The organism is Aurantiacibacter flavus, from assembly GCF_039710615.1.
GTDB classification, from domain to species: Bacteria; Pseudomonadota; Alphaproteobacteria; order Sphingomonadales; family Sphingomonadaceae; genus Alteraurantiacibacter; species Alteraurantiacibacter flavus.
In genome coordinates, this window is record NZ_JBDLBR010000004.1 from 258,972 (window position 1) to 276,861 (window position 17,890).

Here is a 17,890-nt window from a genome sequence, read left to right on the forward strand (position 1 = left end):
TATTTCGAAAGTAAATGCCCCTGGTTGAGCACGCCGCTGCCGCCCTAGCGCTACAGATCGCGATCGGGCTAACAACGCGGAACTGGTCGGCCGGCGCCTTGCTCGCCTGCGGCTATTTCATCGGGCGGGAGCTTGCGCAGGCCGAATACCGCTGGATCGAACAGTTCGGGGCAGGTCTGCGTGCCAATGCCCCGTGGTGGGCCGCGTTTGACCCAAAGGTGTGGACCAAGACCGACCAGATCGCCGACGTGTTCGGCCCCATCGTGGCAACCGGTCTGCTTGGGGCGATCATGCGGCGGAGAGCCACCGTATCCTAGTCGTCGGTAGGCCGCCGCCTGCCGACCTTCTGCCATGGTTGCCCTAGCTGTCGCTCGAACCGATCGCGAAAGCCCCATAGCCAACCCACACGCCGCGCGGCCAGACCCGGCAGGCTGAGCAGGTCGCCGCCTAACCACGGCAGGAACGGGTTGCGCCGCGAATAGGACCACAGCTCGACCCGCTCGCCTGGTCGCGAAGCGGCGCCGCGGGCGTGGAAGCCGCCGGTGTCGGCCACCACCAGCGTGTTCTCCGGCAAGGCCAGTCCTTCTGGCTCGGGCAAGTCCATTTGCGCCAGATCATCCGCCGTCGCGCGTGGCGATCCACGTGCAGAAAGCCGGTCGATGCTGTGCGGATCGGCAAGGCTGCGGCGATGCTCCCAGTCGAGCCGCTCAGCGGTGAAGCGGTGCGAGCCGCGGACATAGGTGAACGGGCCATCCTCCCGCGCCACCGGCCTGAGGAACAGCCAGGCCTTCATCGACGCATGGAAGCTGTCGGCGTGAATGACCTGCTGCGGATCGAGATCGTCGCCACCGCAATTGCTGACGATGGTCTGGACGTAGTGAAGCGGTGTCGTGCGGAAACTTGCCACGTAGTGAAACAGCGCGTTGAGATCGGCGCGGTCGAGCAGCTTGCGCAGCGCCGGGATGGTTGCAAGCATCTCGGGATCGACCGCTATGCGCCGGGTTATGGCATCGCCCTGCCGCATCTCGCGTGCAGGCCATTCATGCTCGAGGATTGCCTTGCGCATTGCAGCGAACTCGCCCTCGGGCAGCAGGTTCTGGATCACGACAAAGCCGTCGCGGTCGAAGGCTTCGCGCCACTCGGGCCGCACATGGCGCGCCAGCCAACGGCGGCGCCAGCGGCATAGCTTGTCGGCAATCCGCACTCGTGCACGGTGGAGGCCCATGCGATTCAATCGCTGCGATCCGATCAGCGGGTGATCGAGGAAACTCTTCGCCGATGTCGCCAGCTGCAAGACATGAATCGGCGCGAGCGCAATCGCCCTGGCCCGGCTCTTGAAGGTCATGCTCAGCTACTCTTCACCACATCGTCGAGCGCCTTTAGCTGCTCCACCAGGGCCTCGAATCGGTCGAGCGGAAGGGCATTCGGTCCGTCCGACAATGCATTGGCCGGATCGGGGTGCGTCTCCATGAAAACCCCCGCAACCCCGGCTGCCACGGCCGCGCGAGCAAGCAACGGAACGAATTCGCTCTGGCCGCCCGAGCTTGTGCCGAGGCCGCCCGGCTGCTGCACCGAATGGGTCGCATCGAACACCACCGGACAGCCGGTCTCGGCCATGATCGCGAGGCCCCGCATGTCGGACACCAAGGTGTTGTATCCGAACGAAGTGCCCCGCTCGCAGAGCAGGAAATTGTCCGGCTCGTGTCCGGCAGCGCTCGCCGCATCGCGCGCCTTGGCGACGACATTGGCCATATCGGCGGGCGCCATGAATTGGGCCTTCTTGATATTGACGGGCTTGCCGGTAGCCGCAACCGCCGCGATGAAATCGGTCTGCCGGGCAAGGAAGGCCGGGGTTTGCAGAACGTCCACCACCTGCGCGACCGGATCGGCCTGGGCAGGTTCGTGCACGTCGGTCAACACCCGAAGACCCGTTTCGGCGCGCACCTTTTCGAGGATACGCAAACCCGCATCGAGGCCGGGGCCGCGATAGGACGTGCCGGAGCTGCGATTGGCCTTGTCGAAAGAACTCTTGAAGATCAGCAGCACGTTCTGCCGCCGGGCGATCTCGGCCAGGCGCTCCGCCACCGAGAGGCAGTGGGCTTCGCTCTCGATCACACAAGGGCCGGCAATCAGGAAGAGCGGAGAGGCCGGTTCAAGCAGGTGCCCGCACAGTCGCATAGTTACAGAGCCGATCCAAAAACGTAAGAGTTTTAAACATTTTGCAAATGCTTGCTGCTCATCGCTCAACAATGAACAAAGTGTTTTCGCATATGCACAAGTTGCTTGACATACTACCCCATCCCGCCCGATCAAGAGCGGAAGTGCTGATGCTGGGGAGATCAGCACAGGCCCGTTTGTAGGGTCCGACACGAAGTTATGTGGTAGATTTATCGATGACGACCGAACTCTCCTCCCAGCAGGAAATCAGTGCCGCGATCAAGACACTGGACATAGAAATTGGCGGCCTTCACGAGCTGAGGGATGCCATCACGCACTCCGACCTTGGCGACAACTTCGTCAAGGCAGTAAAGCTGTTCGCAGCGAACAAAGGCCGCGTCATCGTCACCGGCATGGGCAAAAGCGGGCATATCGCACGCAAGATCGCGGCCACCTTCTGCTCAACCGGGACATCCGCCTTCTTCCTCCATCCCGGCGAAGCCAGTCATGGCGATCTTGGCGCCATCTCCTCCGACGACGTGGTTCTTGCGATAACCTGGTCCGGCAACACCCCGGAACTGAGCGATATTTTCACCTATTGCGGCCTTAACCGGGTTCCGCTGGTGGTCGCCACGTCGAACCGGGATGGTATGGCAGGCGATGCCGCCAACATCTGCCTGTGTCTTCCTCAAGTGCGCGAGGCTTGTCCGAACGAACTGGCACCGACGACCTCCACGACCGTGCAGATGGCGCTGGGCGATGCCTTCGCCGTGGCGCTGATCGAGACGCGTGGCTTTTCCCCAAGCAATTTCCGGCTGTTCCATCCCGGCGGCCGCCTCGGGGCGCAACTGGCAACACTCGAAGTAGTCATGGGTACGGGCCTCGCCCTGCCTTGTGTACCGGTTCATGCAACCCTGCGCGAAGCGACGATCGAGATGAGCCGCAAGCGCTATGGCTGCACCGCCGTTGTCGATCGCGACAATCATCTTGTCGGGGCGTTCACCGATGGCGATCTGCGGCGTGCTATAGGCTTTTCCGATCTGGACGAGCCGATCACCCGACACATGTCGCCCCGGCCGGTCGCGGCGGAGCCTACCATGCTGGCGACCGAAGCCTTGACGCTTATGAACGACAACGCCGTTTCGGTCCTTTTCGTGACCGAAGGCCACAAGCTGGTCGGCATCGTTCATATGCACGATCTCGTGCGGCTGGGTACGCAGTAGCCGCAGGTTGGCCCTGACTCCCCCCGATCTCATCGTAATACCCGCGCGCTACGGTTCGACCCGGCTTCCGGGCAAACCGCTGCGCCCGATTGCCGGGCGCAGTATGCTCGAGCGGGTTATTGCCAACGGGAGCCAGGCCGCGCAGCTCGCAGGCGATTGCGAGCTGGTCGTGGCCACCGACGACGAACGCATTGCCGATCATGCCCGGGCGCTTGGCGCGAAGGTCGCGATGACCGAAGAGTCGCTCGATTCGGGCAGCGCCAGAGCCCATGCCGCCGCGCTCCAGCAAGAGCACACACCCGAACGGGTGATCTGCCTGCAAGGCGATGCGCCATTCATCTCGGGCGAGATCGTTGCCGGTCTACTTTCGCGCTTGCGCAAGGGAACGGCACAGGTCGCAACGCCAGTCTACCAGCTCGACTGGGACCGCCTCGACCGCCTGCGCGAACACAAGCGCACCGCCCCCTTCAGCGGTACGACCTGCCTGCGCGATGGCGAGGGCAAGGCGCTGTGGTTCTCCAAGACCATCCTGCCCGCGCTGCGCGATGAGACCGAATTGCGCAAACAGCCGCTTTCGCCGGTGTGGCAGCACCTCGGGCTTTACGCCTATACGATGGAGGCGCTCGAATGGTTCGTGAACGCGCCTAGGGGCACATACGAAGCACTGGAAAGCCTGGAGCAGCTGCGGTTTCTCGAAAGCGGCTGGGCCATCGCGACCGTCCCCGTCCCCACACCCCAGCATTCCCTGTCGGGGATCGACACGCCCGAGGATCTTGCGCTTGCCGAAGAGGCTATCACACGCCTTGGTGATCCCTTCCCCGCATAGCGAGAGCAGCCATTGCCGCACGAAACTCTGGGCCCTAAAGCCGGGCGGATGTTCATTATCGTCCGCCATGGCAACACCTTCGAAGCCGACGAGCAACCGCGACGCATCGGTGCCCGCACCGACCTGCCGCTGACCGCCAAGGGCGTGGAGCAGGCGAAGGCGCTCGGGATGTTCTTTGCCGCTCGCGATTGGCAATTCGAACGCGTGCTGGTCTCGCCATTGCTGCGCACCCGGCAGACGGCGGATGAGATTATTGCGCAGATGCCATGCGCACCGCAGAAAGAGGCGGCCGATTTTCTGCGCGAAGTCGATCACGGCCCCGATGAGAACCTGCCCGATAACGAGATCATCGCGCGGGTCGGGCAGGATGCGCTCGACGCCTGGGAACGCGATGCGCAGGTTCCTCCCGGCTGGAAGGTCGAACCCGAGGCTCGCATCGCAGCCTGGCAAGAGCTGTTTGCGGCCGAGCCTGCAAGCGACAGCCCGACGCTGCTTGTCACCAGCAACGGCGCCGCGCGCTTTGCTGTGCTTGCCGATCCCCGCCTGCGCGAGGCGGCGAAGGCCCTGCCATCGCTCAAGCTACCGACCGGCGGCTTCGGCATAGTGATCCGCGGCGGGCAAGGCTTGGTGCTTGAAGCCTGGGGCAAGCGGCCTTGAGCGAGCCTCCCCCACTTTTGCGCGCGCCGCCATTTCCATGGACGCAGGCGGCTCGCGAAGCCACAAGCCCTGCGCCCGACCACGAGCCCGACAAGACCGACGACCTGTTCGAAGCCATCCGCGCAGCGCGGGTGGGTGGAACCTTCTGGGCCAAGCCTTGCGATATCGACGAGCCAGTTGAGAGAGTACTGCGCCCGCGCACCGAACCGGAGCTGGCAGACCTACAAGCGACTTACGGCACCAATAACACTCTCTCCGTGGCAGGAGGCGACCGCGATCCTTGGTCGGTCTTGCCGCAAGCCAAACAGCTCGTGGCGCATGGCGACGACGAGTGGATTGCCCTCGCAACCATCATCGGTATCCCCGTTCAAGTCCTCTCACCCGGCACCTTCGGCGCTCCATCCGATGATGAGGCCGCACTGAAAGGCAAGGCGCAGGCAGAGCTTGCCCGCCCCATGCCCGATCCTTTCTCCAACCGCTGGCTTGCCCCTCACGAAGCAATTGCCCTACTGGCTGAATGGCGGCGCGTTATCGACGGCAATCGCGGCACTGGGGGCCAGACCATCGTCGCCGCCTGCGGCATGAGCTGGTGGAAGCGCGACGAAATTCGTCGGTTCCTCTGGGTGCCCGACACACGGCTGCGCATCACCCAGACGGGCCGCACAGCTCTTGCCCATGCCCGGCGTCACGGCGGTGCGGTGGCGGTCTGGCCCTCGCGCATTTCTCCGGCGCTGATCGCCCGCGCGCAGGCCATGGGTGTGGACCTCGTGCGGGTGGAAGACGGCTTCGTTCGCTCCGCCGGGCTGGGCAGCAATCTGGTCCCGCCCGCCTCGGTCGTGGTCGACCGGCAGGGCATTCATTTCGATCCCTCTACCCCGAGCGATCTCGAAACGATCCTCGCAACGACCGACTTCTCCTTGGCGCTGCTCGAACGGGCAAGCAAGCTGCGCGAAAATATCGTGGCCGCAGGGATCAGCAAATATTCCCGCAGCAATGGCGTGCGCACCAAGCCCAGCGAAAGCCCGAAGCGCGCACGGCGCGTGGTGCTGGTGCCCGGTCAGGTCGAAGACGACATGTCAGTGCTGGCGGGCGGCGGCGGGATGACCTCGAACCTCGAACTGCTCAAGCGCACCCGTGCACTGGAGCCTGAGGCGGAAATCTGGTGGCGTCCGCACCCAGATGTCGATGCCGGACACCGCAACGGCATCGTCTCTGACAAAGACGCTCTGCACTATGCCGACCGCATCGTGCGCGAAGGGAGCATGGCCGACCTGCTCGATGAGGTTGACGCCCTGCACGTGCTCACCTCGCTCTCGGGCTTCGAGGCGCTGCTCCGCGGGCGCGAGGTGACGTGCCACGGAACCCCATTCTTCGCCGGCTGGGGGCTGACACGCGATCTCGGCGCGGTCCCCACCCGGCGCGGCCGCCAGCTCACGCTCGACGAACTGGTGGCGGGCGTGCTGCTGCTCTACCCGCGCTATCTCGACCCCGTAACCGGCCTGCCCTGCCCGCCCGAGGTGCTGATCCGGCGCATGACCGAAGGCACGATGCCCAATCGCCAGGGCTGGGTCGAACCGATACGGCGGCTGCAAGGCCGGATCGTCTCGCGTTTCCGGCCGCGCAGAGCTAAGAGCGCTCGCCCATGACCCGCGTCGTGCTCGATATCTCGCGCCTGATCTCGCGCGTTCGCCATTTCACGCCCTCGGGCGTGGACCGGGTGGAAATGGCCTATGCCCGCGGTCTGCTCGACACCTATGGTGACGAACTGACGTTTTGCGCGGTCCATCCTTCGGGCATCTATGGCCGGATCACGCGCCCGGTGGCGCTCGCCTACCTCGATGAGCTGGACCGGCGCTGGTCCAACACCGAGAGCCAGAAGGGCAAGCGCTCGCTGGCCGATGCCGCGCCGTGGATCACCCGGTTGTTGCCACGCAAGGCGGGCATCGGTTCGGCTGACGTGCTGGTGCAGGTCTCGCCGCACCACTGGCACCACCCGGACAAAGTGCGGCGCAAGCTTGCCCGCGAGCAGGCGCGCTTCGTGTGCATGGTGCATGACCTCATCCCGATCGAGTTTCCCGAATATGCCCGCCCCGGCGGCGCTGCGCTGCACGAGCGGCGGATGGCGACGGTTGCCGAAACGGCCGATGCGGTGATCGTCAACTCCGCTGCCACCGGCGCTTCACTGACGCGCTGGATCGAGGGGCGCGGACACCAGACTCCGCCGATTGCCGTTGCCCTGCTGGGCACACGCGATATTGCCGACGCGGCTGCGCGCGAGAACCTCGGCGACAAGCCTTACCTGCTATGTCTCGGCACCATCGAGCCGCGCAAGAACCACCTGTTGCTGCTGCACCTTTGGCGGAGCATGGCAGAGCGCCTGCCCGCCGCCGAGATTCCTCGTCTAATAGTGATCGGTCGCCGTGGTTGGGAGAACGAGCAAGTCCTCGACCTGCTCGACCGCTGCCCGGCGCTAAAACCCTTCGTCGAAGAGGTGAACAGCTGCGGCGATAGCGATCTGGCCGCATGGCTGCGCGGTGCGAGTGCCCTGGTGATGCCGTCGTTCGCCGAGGGGTTCGGCATGCCGATAGCCGAGGCACTGTCAGTCGGCACACCGGTCATCGCCAGCGACATCGCTGCCCATCGCGAAGTCGGCCGCGATGTGCCCGTCTATCTCGATCCGCTCGATGGTCCGGGCTGGCAGGCCGCCGTGCTCGATCATGCGCAGCGAGGCCCGATGCATCAGGCACAGATGGCGCGAATCGCAAAGTGGCAGGCACCGGACTGGCCCGAGCATATGGAGATTGCGGTGCAGCTCATCGAGGACTGCGCCCGCCAGGTCGCTTGAGGTTATTCGCTCGCGTCACCCGCACGGAGTGGCTCCGCATTTGCGACCTTCTTGCGGCCAACACGATCCACATGCGTTCCGAACACGCGATCCCAGAACAGCGCGGTGATGGAAAAGTTGCCAGCTTCGTCGTTGAAGTGGTGCCGCATGTGATGGCGCTTCAGCATTCGCCCCAACCCGCTGCGCATCGGCCATTGATGGCAGGCATAATGGGTAATGTCGTAAAGGACATAGCCGCCCATGAAGCCGAGCAACACCCAGGTCCCGGCGTGTCCGATCAGAGCGAACAGCAGGGCCCACACCAGCAGCCCGACCGGCACGCTGATGATTGGCGGCATAAGGTTGCGCAGCAGGTCGCGCGGCTGCTCGTGATGGTTGCCGTGGATCACAAAAACCAGTTGCTGTGCCAGCTTCCACGAGGTGTCCCAATGGAACAGGTGGCGATGAGCAAAATATTCAAACAGCGTCCACAACAGCAGACCAAGCCCCACCAGTGCCAACCCTTCGAGAGCAGACACATACCCCCATCCTGCCAGAGCAATCAGCGGCAGGAGCACAGACCAAACAAGGGCAAACCACCGAACCGAGATAACCGTCAGCTTTTCAAGCGCTTGGTTTTCAAAGAGAACGAGCCGGTTCGGATTGTCGTCGGGCGTCGGCATCATCATCTCTTCTGGACAGAAAAGGGCACTCACTGTCAAGGAACTTGCGCTGAAATCCCTATAACGAGGTTAACGGATGGTACGCTTGTGGCCCCAGTGTAACTACTCATCCACACCCCACCTCGCCCGACGTCTGCTGGTAACAGGTGCTTCGGGCGCCTTGGGCCGTGCCCTGGCGCTTGTTCATGCCGGTCCTGACATCTCGCTGAATCTGTGGGGCCGAAACCACGAGCGCCTTACAAGCACGGCCGAAGCCGTGCGCGCCGCTGGGGCCAAGGCTAGCCCGCGCAGCCTCGACCTCCTCGACTGCAACGCCGCCGTAGCCGCGCTGATCGAGGAGGACAGCGAGGCGGCCTTCGATATGGCCTACCTGGTGGCAGGCATCGGCGATGTCTGCCCGCCGGGCGCGATCGTGGAACCACCTGAGCAAATCGCGCATGTACTGCAGACCAACCTGACAGCACCTGCCGCGATGGCAGCGGCCATAGGCGGCCGCATGGCCGCGCGCGGACGGGGCCAGATCGTGCTTATCGGCTCTGCGGCAGGGCATCACTCGTTGCCTTCGGCAGCCAGCTATGCCGCCTCAAAGGCGGGGCTGGCGCGCTTTGCCGATGCGTTGAGGATCGCGATGAAGCCGCATGGCGTTTCGGTCGTGCTGGTCGCACCGGGCTTTATCGCAAGCGGAACCGACGAGAGGCCGATGGCCATTCCCACAGATCTCGTTGCGCGCAGGATTGCGCAAGCGGCGGAGCGGGGCAAGCGGCACTATGTGACACCATGGCCCTTTGCCGCCCTGCGGCTGCTGGACAAGGCGTTGCCCACGGCCTTGCGTGACCGCGTGCTGGCGCACATCAAGCCCTGAACGGCCGGTCAGGCCATTCTCAGAATGGCCCGATGCAATTGCGCAGGCGTAATATCTTCGCGCGCATTCGCCCCGGGCACGACCTCTCCGTTCGGGTCCAGCTTCATGACGACATAGGGGGTATGGCGGGGGCCGCCCGGCTGGCTGAGGCCCGGAATGCTGGGCCGATGATCGCCGAAGAAGGCCAGCACGGCAGGACGGCGAAGCGCCGCCAGTCCATCGAGCAACTGGCCGAGCATAGCGTCGCTCGCCTGAACGCGGCGGAGGTACTGCTGCAACAAGCTATCGCCTTCCACCCCACCGTCGACCGACCACGGACCGTGGTTCTCGATGGTCACGGCGTAGATGAAGCGGCGTTCGCCCTGCGCCTGCGCCAGTTGCAGAATCTTGTCGGCCACGGCCTTGTCGGTGACATAGCGCCCCTCCGACAAAAGCGGCGGCGCAAACGATTCCTCGCTCACCAGATCGGAAAAGCCCGCCGCCGGCAGGATCGCGTGGCGATTGTAGAAGCGCATGTCATGCGGGTGGACGAACAGGCTGCGCCACGCTTCGCGGCCGAGCCTGTGCGGGAGTGCCAGGTCGGCCTCGCGCGCTGCGGTGAGGAAGGGATCGTAACGGCAAAAGCCCAGCTCCTCCTCTTCGCGCCCGAACAGCACGCCATATTCGGTCCGCATGGTGTAAGCGCCAAACCCGCTAACCAGCAGGTCGCCCCATTGCGCCGCCTGCATGCGCGCATTCTCAAGCCCGGGCAGCGCATATTTGCGGTCGCCGAACAGCTCGACCGGATCGGCGAAGCTCTCGCACTGGATCGCAACGATTATCTCGGCGTCGCCTGAGCCCCCAGTCTCGCGAGCCTGTGCAGGGCGTGGCGTGGGCTCGGGCGTGCCGCGCCATCGCAACCAGTAGATGAGCAAGGTCGGCGTCAGCCCCAGTTTCGCCACATCGCCGTCCGCGTCGGGCCTTGCGGCAAGTGAGCGAAACACTGGCAGGCGGAGTGAAAGTGCAATCGCCCCCAGAGCCAACGCGCCTGTGGCGATCCCCGCCAGATGGCTCCCCAGCGACATGTCGAAACGCCAGACGAAGGTGGCAATCAGCCCCGCTATCGCGGCCAGCCCGACAACCTTCTGGCCGACGGACAAGGCCGAAAAGTAGAACTGCGGATGCCGGAACACCCCAACAATCAGCGCAAGGTCGGAAAAGTGCAGTGGCTCACCCAAAACCCGCAGCTTGGCATTGGACGAGGCAACCAACAGAACCTGCAAAGCCAGTACCGTCAGCGCCGCCAGGAGAATGTCTCCGCTCACGGCCAGGAACAGGCCGAACGCCAGCATGCTCAAGAGCGCGGTCAGCCACAGGCCTGTCCAGCGCCGCAAGGCGGGAGCGCGAGGGCAGGCAAGGCCATCCACCAGCAGGGTGCCTGTCGCGGCAAGTGGCAGGGCGAGAAGGAGGTCCATGAAATCCACATCAGCCGTTAACCGGGCAGCTGATCCAAGGCTAGCCCGCATGAGCCGCGCCGCCGCACGATTTCACTCGGCTGGGGATTTCTTCGATATTTGGTTTCTTTTTTCTTACCATTTTCGTCTACGCCCCCCTATGAACGCGAGTTCGAGGTTTGATTTGTGGGTGTTGATATTTTCTCCGAATTGAAGTCGGCTCAGGGCAATCGGGCCAGTCGCATGCTCCACGAAGAGCTTTCGACAATCTCGAACCGCGCTCGCAACACCCCTGAGGGCGAGCCTACCCAGCGCAATGTTCTCTTGCTGCAAGGCCTCATGGGGCGGCTGTTTCGCCGCCTCGGGCAGGGCCTGATCAATTGCGGCCACAAGGTCTTCAAGGTCAATTTCAACGGGGGTGATCGGCTATTCTGGCGTTTGCCCGGCGGGATCGACTATCGCGGGACTCTACAGGATTGGCCCGAAACCTTCCGCGCGATTTTGCAGGAACATGCCATTACCGACGTGGTCCTGTTCGGTGATTGCCGCGCGCATCATATTCCCGCCATTGCCGTCTGCCGCGAACTGGGCGTGCCCGTCCATGTGTTCGAGGAAGGCTATATCCGGCCTGACTGGGTCACGCTTGAACTGGGCGGGGTTAACGGCCATTCGGAATTGCCCAGCGATCCAGAGTGGTATCGCAGCCTCGCCGCAGAACTGCCGCCGATTCCCAAGCACAAGCAGGTCCCGGCATCCTTTGCCCGCCGGGCGCTGGAAGGGCTGGCATACAATTTTGGCGACGTCTTCACGCGCTGGTACTATCCGCATTGGGAAAATCATCGCCCCTGGCATCCGTTGATCGAGGGTGTCGGCTGGGCGCGCAAGCTCATGCGGGGCAAACAGCGGCGTGAGGACGCAGCGGTGCTGGTGCACCGGCTCTTGCAGTCAGACACCGCCTATTATCTCTTCCCGCTGCAACTGGCATCGGACGCTCAGATCCGGCTGCATTCGCCGTTCGCCAGCATGAACGACGCCATCATGCTGGTCCTGCGCTCGTTCGCCGAAAACGCTCCCGCAGGCACGCGGCTGGTAGTGAAGGAACACCCGCTCGATAATGGCGTGGTCGTCTGGCGCGAGGTCGTGCGCCTGATGGCCGAGACGCTGGGTATCGAAGATCGCGTCGACTATCTCGGGTTTGGCGATATCGTTCCCGTGGCGCAGCGCGCCAAGGGGATGGTAACGATCAACAGCACCAGCGGAACGCTCGCGCTGGATATGGGTATCCCGGTCATTGCCTTGGGTCAGGCGATCTACGACATGGCCGAAATCACCTTCCAGCACGGCATTGACCGTTTCTGGACCGAGGGCACCCCGCCCGATCCGGAAACCTTCGCCGCCTTCCGCCGCGTGCTGGTCGAAAAATGCCTGATCCCTGGCGGATTCTTTTCCGAGGAAGCGCTCGACAAGGTTGTGCGGCACGCGGTCGCGCGGCTCGAAGGCCGGGTGCTGGCGCCGGAATAGGGCTAGCGCCGCGCCGCCGCGACTCTCGCAATGCTGGCCAGTTCCTGCGCTAGCAATAGCTCGGCTACCTGGCTGTTTGACAGCAGCAGCCGGTGCAAGCGCGTGAGGCGCGGCACGAGGCGTTCAAGCTTGCCCCCGCTCCACTGTTGCAACTGCTGGCCAATCTCGCGCCGCTCCTTGAAGAACACCCGCTCGTTTTCAAGAAAGCGCGCGATGTCCTCGCCGGGGCGCAGCTTCGCGCTGAGCGACGCCAGCTGCGCGGCGCGCCGCTCAAGCGCCAGCGCCACGCCCACCGGATTGATCGACAGATCCCGCATCCGGCGCACCTCGCCCGGCAGCTTGCGCAGGTCGCCCGAGAGCGCGACGTTGACCAGCGCGGCGAAGCCGTCCTCCTCGGTGCTTGCGCAGATCGCCTCGTAGCTCGCCGCATCGGCGGTTTTGGGCGACGTGTGCGAAGCATCGAGATAGAGCGCCAGCTTCTCGACCTCGGCACCGGCCAGCCGGATATCGAGATTGACCGACCGCGCGATGCGCTCGGCAAGGTCTCCACCCAGCCGCACGCCCGCCGCATCGGCCAGAGCGCGCACATCGATGATCATGTCCTTCATGTCGCGCGGGTAGAAGATCCCCACCATCGCATCGTCGCGCTTGAGCAGCAGCTTGGCCGAGCGTGACTTGTCGGTGGCGGAGCTGGCGACAATGAAAACCGGCCAGGCCTGATCGGCCTCGCCGCGGTCCTTCAAGTCGAGGAAGGTCTTCAGCGCATCGTGCGCATCCTCGCCGTTCACGCGAACGAAAAGATGCCGTTTGTCGCCGAACAGCGAGGTAGAGCGCGCCTCGTCGACCAGCCGAACCGGGTCCGAGCGCAGATCCTGCCCGCTCAGCTCATAGCGTTCACCCGGATCGGGCAGCGCTGCGATGAGCTTGGCGGCGGCGGCCGTAGCCCCGGCCTCGTCCGGCCCGCATAGGAAATAGAGTCGGCAGGCATCGCCGGTCCGCTGAGCGGCCCGAAAAATGTCGCGCTGGGTCGCCTTCACTGCTGCTCGCGCAGGGTGCGCGCCAGCCTGACCTGAATTTGCCCGGCGACATCCTGCGCCAGGTTTTCCATCGCGGTCTGCTCGGCGGCGATGGTGGCGAATTCGGACGAAACAACGTCGATCCCGGCATCGGATCCGGCAGTCGCGTCGACGAGGATCGTGCCCGTAGCCAGTTCCACCAGCTGATAGCGCGCCCGCAACGACAGCCGCTCGCGCCCGATGGTGTCGTCGGTCAGCAGGCCGAGCCCCTCAAGATCCTGATCGAGCACGACATCGAGCCGGTAGCGCGGGCTGCCCTCGACGCCTGCCTCACCGAATCGGTCGTTCAGCGCATTGCGCACGAGCCAGCCCTCGCGCCCCGGAATGGGCGCCACCTCGATAGCGCCCAGCCCCTGCGCCACCGCGCCCGAGGCTCCGCCCGAATAGAGCGGCTGCAACCCGCAGGCACCAAGGCTCGCCAGCAGCAACAGAGGCGCAATCATCCTCATGCGACGATGTTCACCAGCCTGTCGGGCACCACGATCACCTTGCGTATTTCCGCACCATCGATGGCACGTTGCACCTTTTCGCTGGCGAGCGCCATGGCTTCAAGCGTCTCTTTCGAAGCCCCCTTAGGCGCGGTGAGCGTATCGCGCAGCTTGCCCTTCACCTGCACCGCGATGGTAACCTCATCCTCCACCAGCAGCGCCGGATCGACCTCGGGCCAGCTCGCCTCGGCAATCAGCCCGCTCTGGCCAAGGGCTTCCCAGCCTTCTTCGGCAAGGTGCGGCATCATCGGCGAGACCAGCGCCAGCAGCGCGCGAATCGCCGCGTTGCGGTCAGCCGACGGCGCGGCCTTCTCGGTCGCACCGGTCAGCTCGTAAATGCGGGCGACGGCCTTATTGAAGGCGAGTGCCTCGATGTCTTCGGCGACGGCAGCGATGGTCTGATGCGTGCGGCGGGCCAGCGCCTTGTCTTCGCCCTCGGCGCTCTCGTCGAGCTGGCCGAACTGACGCCACAGGCGTTGCACGAAGCGGCCGCAGCCCTCGATTCCGGCTTCCGACCACGGCAGGTCGCGCTCGGGCGGGCTGTCGGACAGCATGAACCAGCGCACGGCGTCGGCGCCGTACTGGGCGATGATGTCCTCGGGGTCGACGACGTTCTTCTTTGACTTGGACATCTTGATGACCTTGCCGATCTCGACCGGCTGGCCATCGGCCTTGAGCGAGGCCCCCTCGCCGCTGCGGTCGATCTCCGCCGGGCTGAAGAACACTTCGCGCGGGCCGTCCTTGCGCGAGTAGGTCTCGTGCGTGACCATCCCTTGCGTGAACAGCGAGGCGAACGGCTCCTTTACGTCGAGCAGGCCGACATGGGCCAGCGCGCGCGTCCAGAAGCGAGCGTAGAGCAGGTGCAAAATTGCGTGCTCGATCCCGCCGATATATTGCTGCACCGGCATCCACTGCGCGACCTCGGTCTTGTCGAAGGCCTTATCGGCAGGCTGGCTGGCGAAGCGCAGGAAATACCACGAGGAGTTGACGAAGGTGTCGAGCGTATCGGTCTCGCGCCGCGCCGCCGCGCCGCAGTTGGGGCAATCGACCTGCTTCCACGTGGGGTGGCGTTCGAGCGGGTTGCCGGGGATCGAGAAATCGACATCCTCGGGCAGCGTGACCGGCAGCTGATCCTGCGGAACCGGCACCACGCCGCAGGCATCGCAGTGGATGAACGGGATCGGCGTTCCCCAATAGCGCTGGCGCGACACGCCCCAGTCGCGCAGGCGCCACACCGTCTTGCCCTCGCCCCAGCCGCCTTCTTCGGCGCGGGCGATAATCGCGGCCTTGGCCTCGTCCACGCTCATGCCGTCGAGGAAATCGGAGTGGACGAGCACGCCCTCGCCCGTTTCCGCTTCGCGCAGGGGCACCTCTGCATCGCCGGGATTGGCGGCGATGACGCGGGTGATCGGCAGGCCGTACTTGGTGGCGAATTCGAAGTCGCGCTGGTCGTGGCCGGGCACCGCCATCACTGCACCGGTGCCGTAGTCCATCAGCACGAAGTTGGCGATGAACACGGGCAGGTCGGCCCCGGTGAACGGGTGCCTGGCGGTGATGCCGGTGTCGAAGCCAAGCTTCTCGGCGGTTTCCAGCTCGGCGGCGGTGGTGCCGCCTTCGCGGCACTTTTCGATAAAGCCCTGCGCTTCCGGATTGCCCTCGGCCACGCCCTGCGCGATCGGGTGATCGGCGGCGACCGCTACGAAGCTCGCGCCAAAGATGGTGTCGGGCCGGGTCGAATAGACCTCCACCGTCTCGCCATTCGAAAGGTCGAAGCGGAATTGCAGGCCCTGCGACTTGCCGATCCAGTTCTCCTGCATCGTGCGGACCTTCTGCGGCCAGCCATCGAGCGTGTCGAGGCCTTCAAGCAGATCGTCGGCGAACTGGGTGATCTTCAGGAACCACTGGTTGAGCTTGCGCTTCTCCACCAGCGCGCCCGAGCGCCAGCCGCGCCCGTCAACCACCTGTTCGTTGGCGAGCACGGTCATGTCGACCGGGTCCCAGTTCACCGCCGATTCGCGGCGATAGACCAGGCCCGCCTCGTACAGCGCGAGGAACAGCGCCTGTTCGTGGCCGTAGTAGGTGGGATCGCAGGTGGCGATCTCGCGGCTCCAGTCGAGCGCGAAGCCCAGCTGCTTGAGCTGCCGCTTCATGGTGGCGATGTTGTCGTAGGTCCAGCCCGCCGGGTGGACGCCCTTTTCCATCGCCGCGTTTTCGGCCGGCATCCCGAAGGCGTCCCAGCCCATCGGATGCAGCACCTCGCGCCCGCGCATCTTGTGATAGCGCGCCAGCACGTCGCCCATCGTATAGTTGCGCACGTGGCCGATGTGGATGCGCCCCGAGGGATAGGGGAACATCTCGAGGATGAAGCTCTTCGGCTTGGCGCTGGTGCTGTCGGCTTCGAAGCAGCGCGCTTCGGCCCACGCCTGCTGCCAGCGCGAATCGGCTTGGCCAGGATTGAACCTGGTTGCGAATCGGGAATCAGTCATACCGGCCCCCTAGGCCAGATCAGCCGATGGCGGAACGCCGGAGATCGCGCGCCTTGGTGAGGATAATATCCTCCAGCTGCTGCACGGTGGCCGCCTGCACCGGCGCTTCGATCCACGTTCCGTCGCGCAGCACTTGGCGGCTGGCCGCCACGCGCAGGGCATCGGCGCGCAAATCCTGATCGAGGATCGTCACCGAAAGCTTCATGCGCTCTTCCGGGCTGTTGGGGTTGGCATACCAGTCGGTCACGATCACACCGCCCGCGCTGTCCGCCTGGGTCAGCGGCATGAACGACAGCGTTTCGAGGCTGGCGCGCCAGAGATAGGAATTGACGCCGATCGAAGTGACCTGCGAGGCGGCGAGGTCTGCCCGCAAACGCTCGTCGTTGCCGCCGCCGCAAGCGGCCAGTGCGGCAACCCCAGCGCCCAGCAGCAGCACACGAGCAAATCGGCCAGCACGTTCAGTCGAAAAAGGCATTGGCGTTCCTGTCAGCAAATCCATGTTTCGCCCCGCTATAGACGGGACCCTTCGCGCGGCAAGGCCCGGTTCGAAGCGCGGCGCACTTGCGGCGACTAGCCGTGAACCACGGCTGAATCAAACCAACGATTGTGGATCGCGTGCAACACCTTATCCACAACCCGACACGAACGCAGCGCAAACGCAGCTTATTCGTGGCCATATCGCCGTCATATGCGTATCACATATAGGCAATAGGCGAGGCCTCGCGATTCTCCCGATGGGAGGGTTCCTGATGCGGGGTTTCAGGGTTTGGCCATCTTCGCCCGCTAAGTTACGATGGTCTGGTGAGTTAAGGAATCATGATGTCCAGGGGGTTTTCCAGATTTGCACCGAAGCTGGCGCTTGGCGTCGGTAGTGTGCTGCTGGCTGCTGCCCTGCCCAGTTCGGTGGTTGCGATCGGCCTTATCGGCAATAACGCGACCTATTCTGAATCGGGCCGCTCGGTTTCGTTCACGCCTGCCTCCGCCGATCCGCGCATTGCCCGCATTGTGGCTGAACGGGCTGGTGGCAAGGCACCCTTGATGCGTTTCACCCCCGCCAATTCGGGCGCTGACGGCGCAGGCCGGGCGGTCACCGTAGCTGTGCGGGTGGACCAGCGTGTCGCGCAAATTCTGTCTGGCCGCACCACGGTCGATAGCGAGGCCTCGGGCGACGGCAGCCTGAGAGTCGCTTCGTCGCGCTACAACCTCGGCCTTTCGCGCGGCTACAGCAGCTTTGCTCAGTCGCCTAGGCAGGTGAGCGATCTCGCCGCCAATCTTTCCTCGGCCGAAGTGCCCGACCTCGCCGAGTTCCAGCCGCGCGCCGCAGCAGCCGAGAAACCGAGCCGGTTTGCAGCCCGAATCGAACTGGAAGAGGAAGCGCCCGCAGCCCGATCGGGCGATGCCGCCGATCAGCTCGGTGACCGGATGCTCGATGTTGGCGGCAGCTACAGCCTGACCCGCAACCTCAACGTCACCGCAGGCGTACGCTACCAGCAGGAACGCGACTTGCGGCCACTGCCCGATGTTCGCCAGCAGGACAGCCAGGCCGTCTATATCGGCACGCAGTTCCGCTTCTGATCAAACCGCGAAAAAGCGCCGGTTTTCCTTTACCTTGGCGCACTGCTTTGCCATGAATCTCCTCAGGTTATTGTGGAGA

At 64.4% G+C, this 17,890-nt stretch carries 17 protein-coding genes; 9 read left to right on the forward strand and 8 right to left on the reverse strand.

Features of this window, described 5'->3' with window-relative positions:
- Positions 1 to 14: 14 nt before the first annotated feature.
- Positions 15 to 317, forward strand: coding sequence for a hypothetical protein (locus ABDJ38_RS13095; RefSeq protein WP_346785566.1), 303 nt, complete (start codon positions 15 to 17; stop codon positions 315 to 317).
- On the opposite strand, the gene ABDJ38_RS13100 is transcribed toward ABDJ38_RS13095, so the two are convergent.
- Both ABDJ38_RS13100 and kdsA read right to left on the reverse strand, forming a co-directional pair.
- The gene (locus ABDJ38_RS13100) at positions 314 to 1,345 is read right to left on the reverse strand and encodes a phytanoyl-CoA dioxygenase family protein (RefSeq protein ID WP_346785567.1); all 1,032 of its coding nucleotides are present in this window, start codon (positions 1,343 to 1,345) and stop codon (positions 314 to 316) included. The two genes, ABDJ38_RS13095 and ABDJ38_RS13100, sit on opposite strands and share 4 nt — an antisense overlap.
- 2 nt (positions 1,346 to 1,347) lie before the next feature.
- Complete coding sequence (gene kdsA / locus ABDJ38_RS13105) at positions 1,348 to 2,178, reverse strand: 3-deoxy-8-phosphooctulonate synthase (protein ID WP_346785568.1); 831 nt, start codon at positions 2,176 to 2,178, stop codon at positions 1,348 to 1,350.
- A 215-nt stretch (positions 2,179 to 2,393) separates the two neighbouring features.
- Between kdsA and ABDJ38_RS13110 the strand changes: the two genes are divergently transcribed.
- The 5 genes from ABDJ38_RS13110 to ABDJ38_RS13130 are packed head-to-tail and all read left to right on the forward strand — an operon-like array spanning position 2,394 to position 7,708.
- Positions 2,394 to 3,380: a KpsF/GutQ family sugar-phosphate isomerase gene (locus tag ABDJ38_RS13110; protein WP_346785569.1), complete on the forward strand. Its 987-nt coding sequence runs from the start codon at positions 2,394 to 2,396 to the stop codon at positions 3,378 to 3,380.
- 13 nt (positions 3,381 to 3,393) lie between these two features.
- Positions 3,394 to 4,206: a 3-deoxy-manno-octulosonate cytidylyltransferase gene (locus ABDJ38_RS13115; RefSeq protein ID WP_346785689.1), complete on the forward strand. Its 813-nt coding sequence runs from the start codon at positions 3,394 to 3,396 to the stop codon at positions 4,204 to 4,206.
- Positions 4,207 to 4,254: 48 nt separating this feature from the next.
- A complete protein-coding gene (locus tag ABDJ38_RS13120) occupies positions 4,255 to 4,863 on the forward strand; it encodes a histidine phosphatase family protein (RefSeq protein WP_346785570.1) in 609 nt (202 codons plus the stop codon).
- Positions 4,860 to 6,509: a capsular polysaccharide export protein, LipB/KpsS family gene (locus ABDJ38_RS13125; protein WP_346785571.1), complete on the forward strand. Its 1,650-nt coding sequence runs from the start codon at positions 4,860 to 4,862 to the stop codon at positions 6,507 to 6,509. Before ABDJ38_RS13120 ends, ABDJ38_RS13125 begins: the two co-directional genes overlap by 4 nt.
- A complete protein-coding gene (locus ABDJ38_RS13130; protein WP_346785572.1) occupies positions 6,506 to 7,708 on the forward strand; it encodes a glycosyltransferase family 4 protein in 1,203 nt (400 codons plus the stop codon). Before ABDJ38_RS13125 ends, ABDJ38_RS13130 begins: the two co-directional genes overlap by 4 nt.
- Before the next feature lie 2 nt (positions 7,709 to 7,710).
- Here the strand turns inward: ABDJ38_RS13130 and ABDJ38_RS13135 are convergent, their stop codons facing one another.
- On the reverse strand, positions 7,711 to 8,370 hold the full coding sequence (locus ABDJ38_RS13135; protein ID WP_346785573.1) for a sterol desaturase family protein: 660 nt from the start codon (positions 8,368 to 8,370) through the stop codon (positions 7,711 to 7,713).
- Positions 8,371 to 8,446: 76 nt separating this feature from the next.
- Here ABDJ38_RS13135 and ABDJ38_RS13140 point away from each other — a divergent pair, with 76 nt between their 5' ends.
- The gene (locus tag ABDJ38_RS13140) at positions 8,447 to 9,232 is read left to right on the forward strand and encodes an SDR family NAD(P)-dependent oxidoreductase (RefSeq protein ID WP_346785574.1); all 786 of its coding nucleotides are present in this window, start codon (positions 8,447 to 8,449) and stop codon (positions 9,230 to 9,232) included.
- 8 nt (positions 9,233 to 9,240) lie between these two features.
- On the opposite strand, the gene ABDJ38_RS13145 is transcribed toward ABDJ38_RS13140, so the two are convergent.
- A complete protein-coding gene (locus tag ABDJ38_RS13145) occupies positions 9,241 to 10,686 on the reverse strand; it encodes an LTA synthase family protein (RefSeq protein ID WP_346785575.1) in 1,446 nt (481 codons plus the stop codon).
- A gap of 222 nt (positions 10,687 to 10,908) precedes the next feature.
- Here ABDJ38_RS13145 and ABDJ38_RS13150 point away from each other — a divergent pair, with 222 nt between their 5' ends.
- Complete coding sequence (locus tag ABDJ38_RS13150) at positions 10,909 to 12,186, forward strand: capsule polysaccharide biogenesis protein (RefSeq protein ID WP_488167850.1); 1,278 nt, start codon at positions 10,909 to 10,911, stop codon at positions 12,184 to 12,186.
- 2 nt (positions 12,187 to 12,188) lie between these two features.
- On the opposite strand, the gene holA is transcribed toward ABDJ38_RS13150, so the two are convergent.
- Genes holA through ABDJ38_RS13170 form a run of 4 tightly spaced genes read right to left on the reverse strand, consistent with a single transcriptional unit; the run spans position 12,189 to position 16,711 of the window.
- Positions 12,189 to 13,223, reverse strand: a complete 1,035-nt coding sequence (holA, locus tag ABDJ38_RS13155; RefSeq protein ID WP_346785576.1) for a DNA polymerase III subunit delta — start codon at positions 13,221 to 13,223, stop codon at positions 12,189 to 12,191.
- On the reverse strand, positions 13,220 to 13,711 hold the full coding sequence (lptE, locus tag ABDJ38_RS13160) for an LPS assembly lipoprotein LptE (protein WP_346785577.1): 492 nt from the start codon (positions 13,709 to 13,711) through the stop codon (positions 13,220 to 13,222). Before lptE ends, holA begins: the two co-directional genes overlap by 4 nt.
- Complete coding sequence (gene leuS / locus ABDJ38_RS13165; RefSeq protein WP_346785578.1) at positions 13,708 to 16,236, reverse strand: leucine--tRNA ligase; 2,529 nt, start codon at positions 16,234 to 16,236, stop codon at positions 13,708 to 13,710. The genes lptE and leuS overlap by 4 nt, the downstream gene beginning before the upstream one ends.
- A 19-nt stretch (positions 16,237 to 16,255) precedes the next feature.
- Positions 16,256 to 16,711, reverse strand: coding sequence for a DUF3576 domain-containing protein (locus ABDJ38_RS13170; RefSeq protein WP_346785579.1), 456 nt, complete (start codon positions 16,709 to 16,711; stop codon positions 16,256 to 16,258).
- Positions 16,712 to 17,055: 344 nt separating this feature from the next.
- Here ABDJ38_RS13170 and ABDJ38_RS13175 point away from each other — a divergent pair, with 344 nt between their 5' ends.
- On the forward strand, positions 17,056 to 17,811 hold the full coding sequence (locus tag ABDJ38_RS13175; protein WP_346785580.1) for a hypothetical protein: 756 nt from the start codon (positions 17,056 to 17,058) through the stop codon (positions 17,809 to 17,811).
- Positions 17,812 to 17,890: the final 79 nt, after the last annotated feature.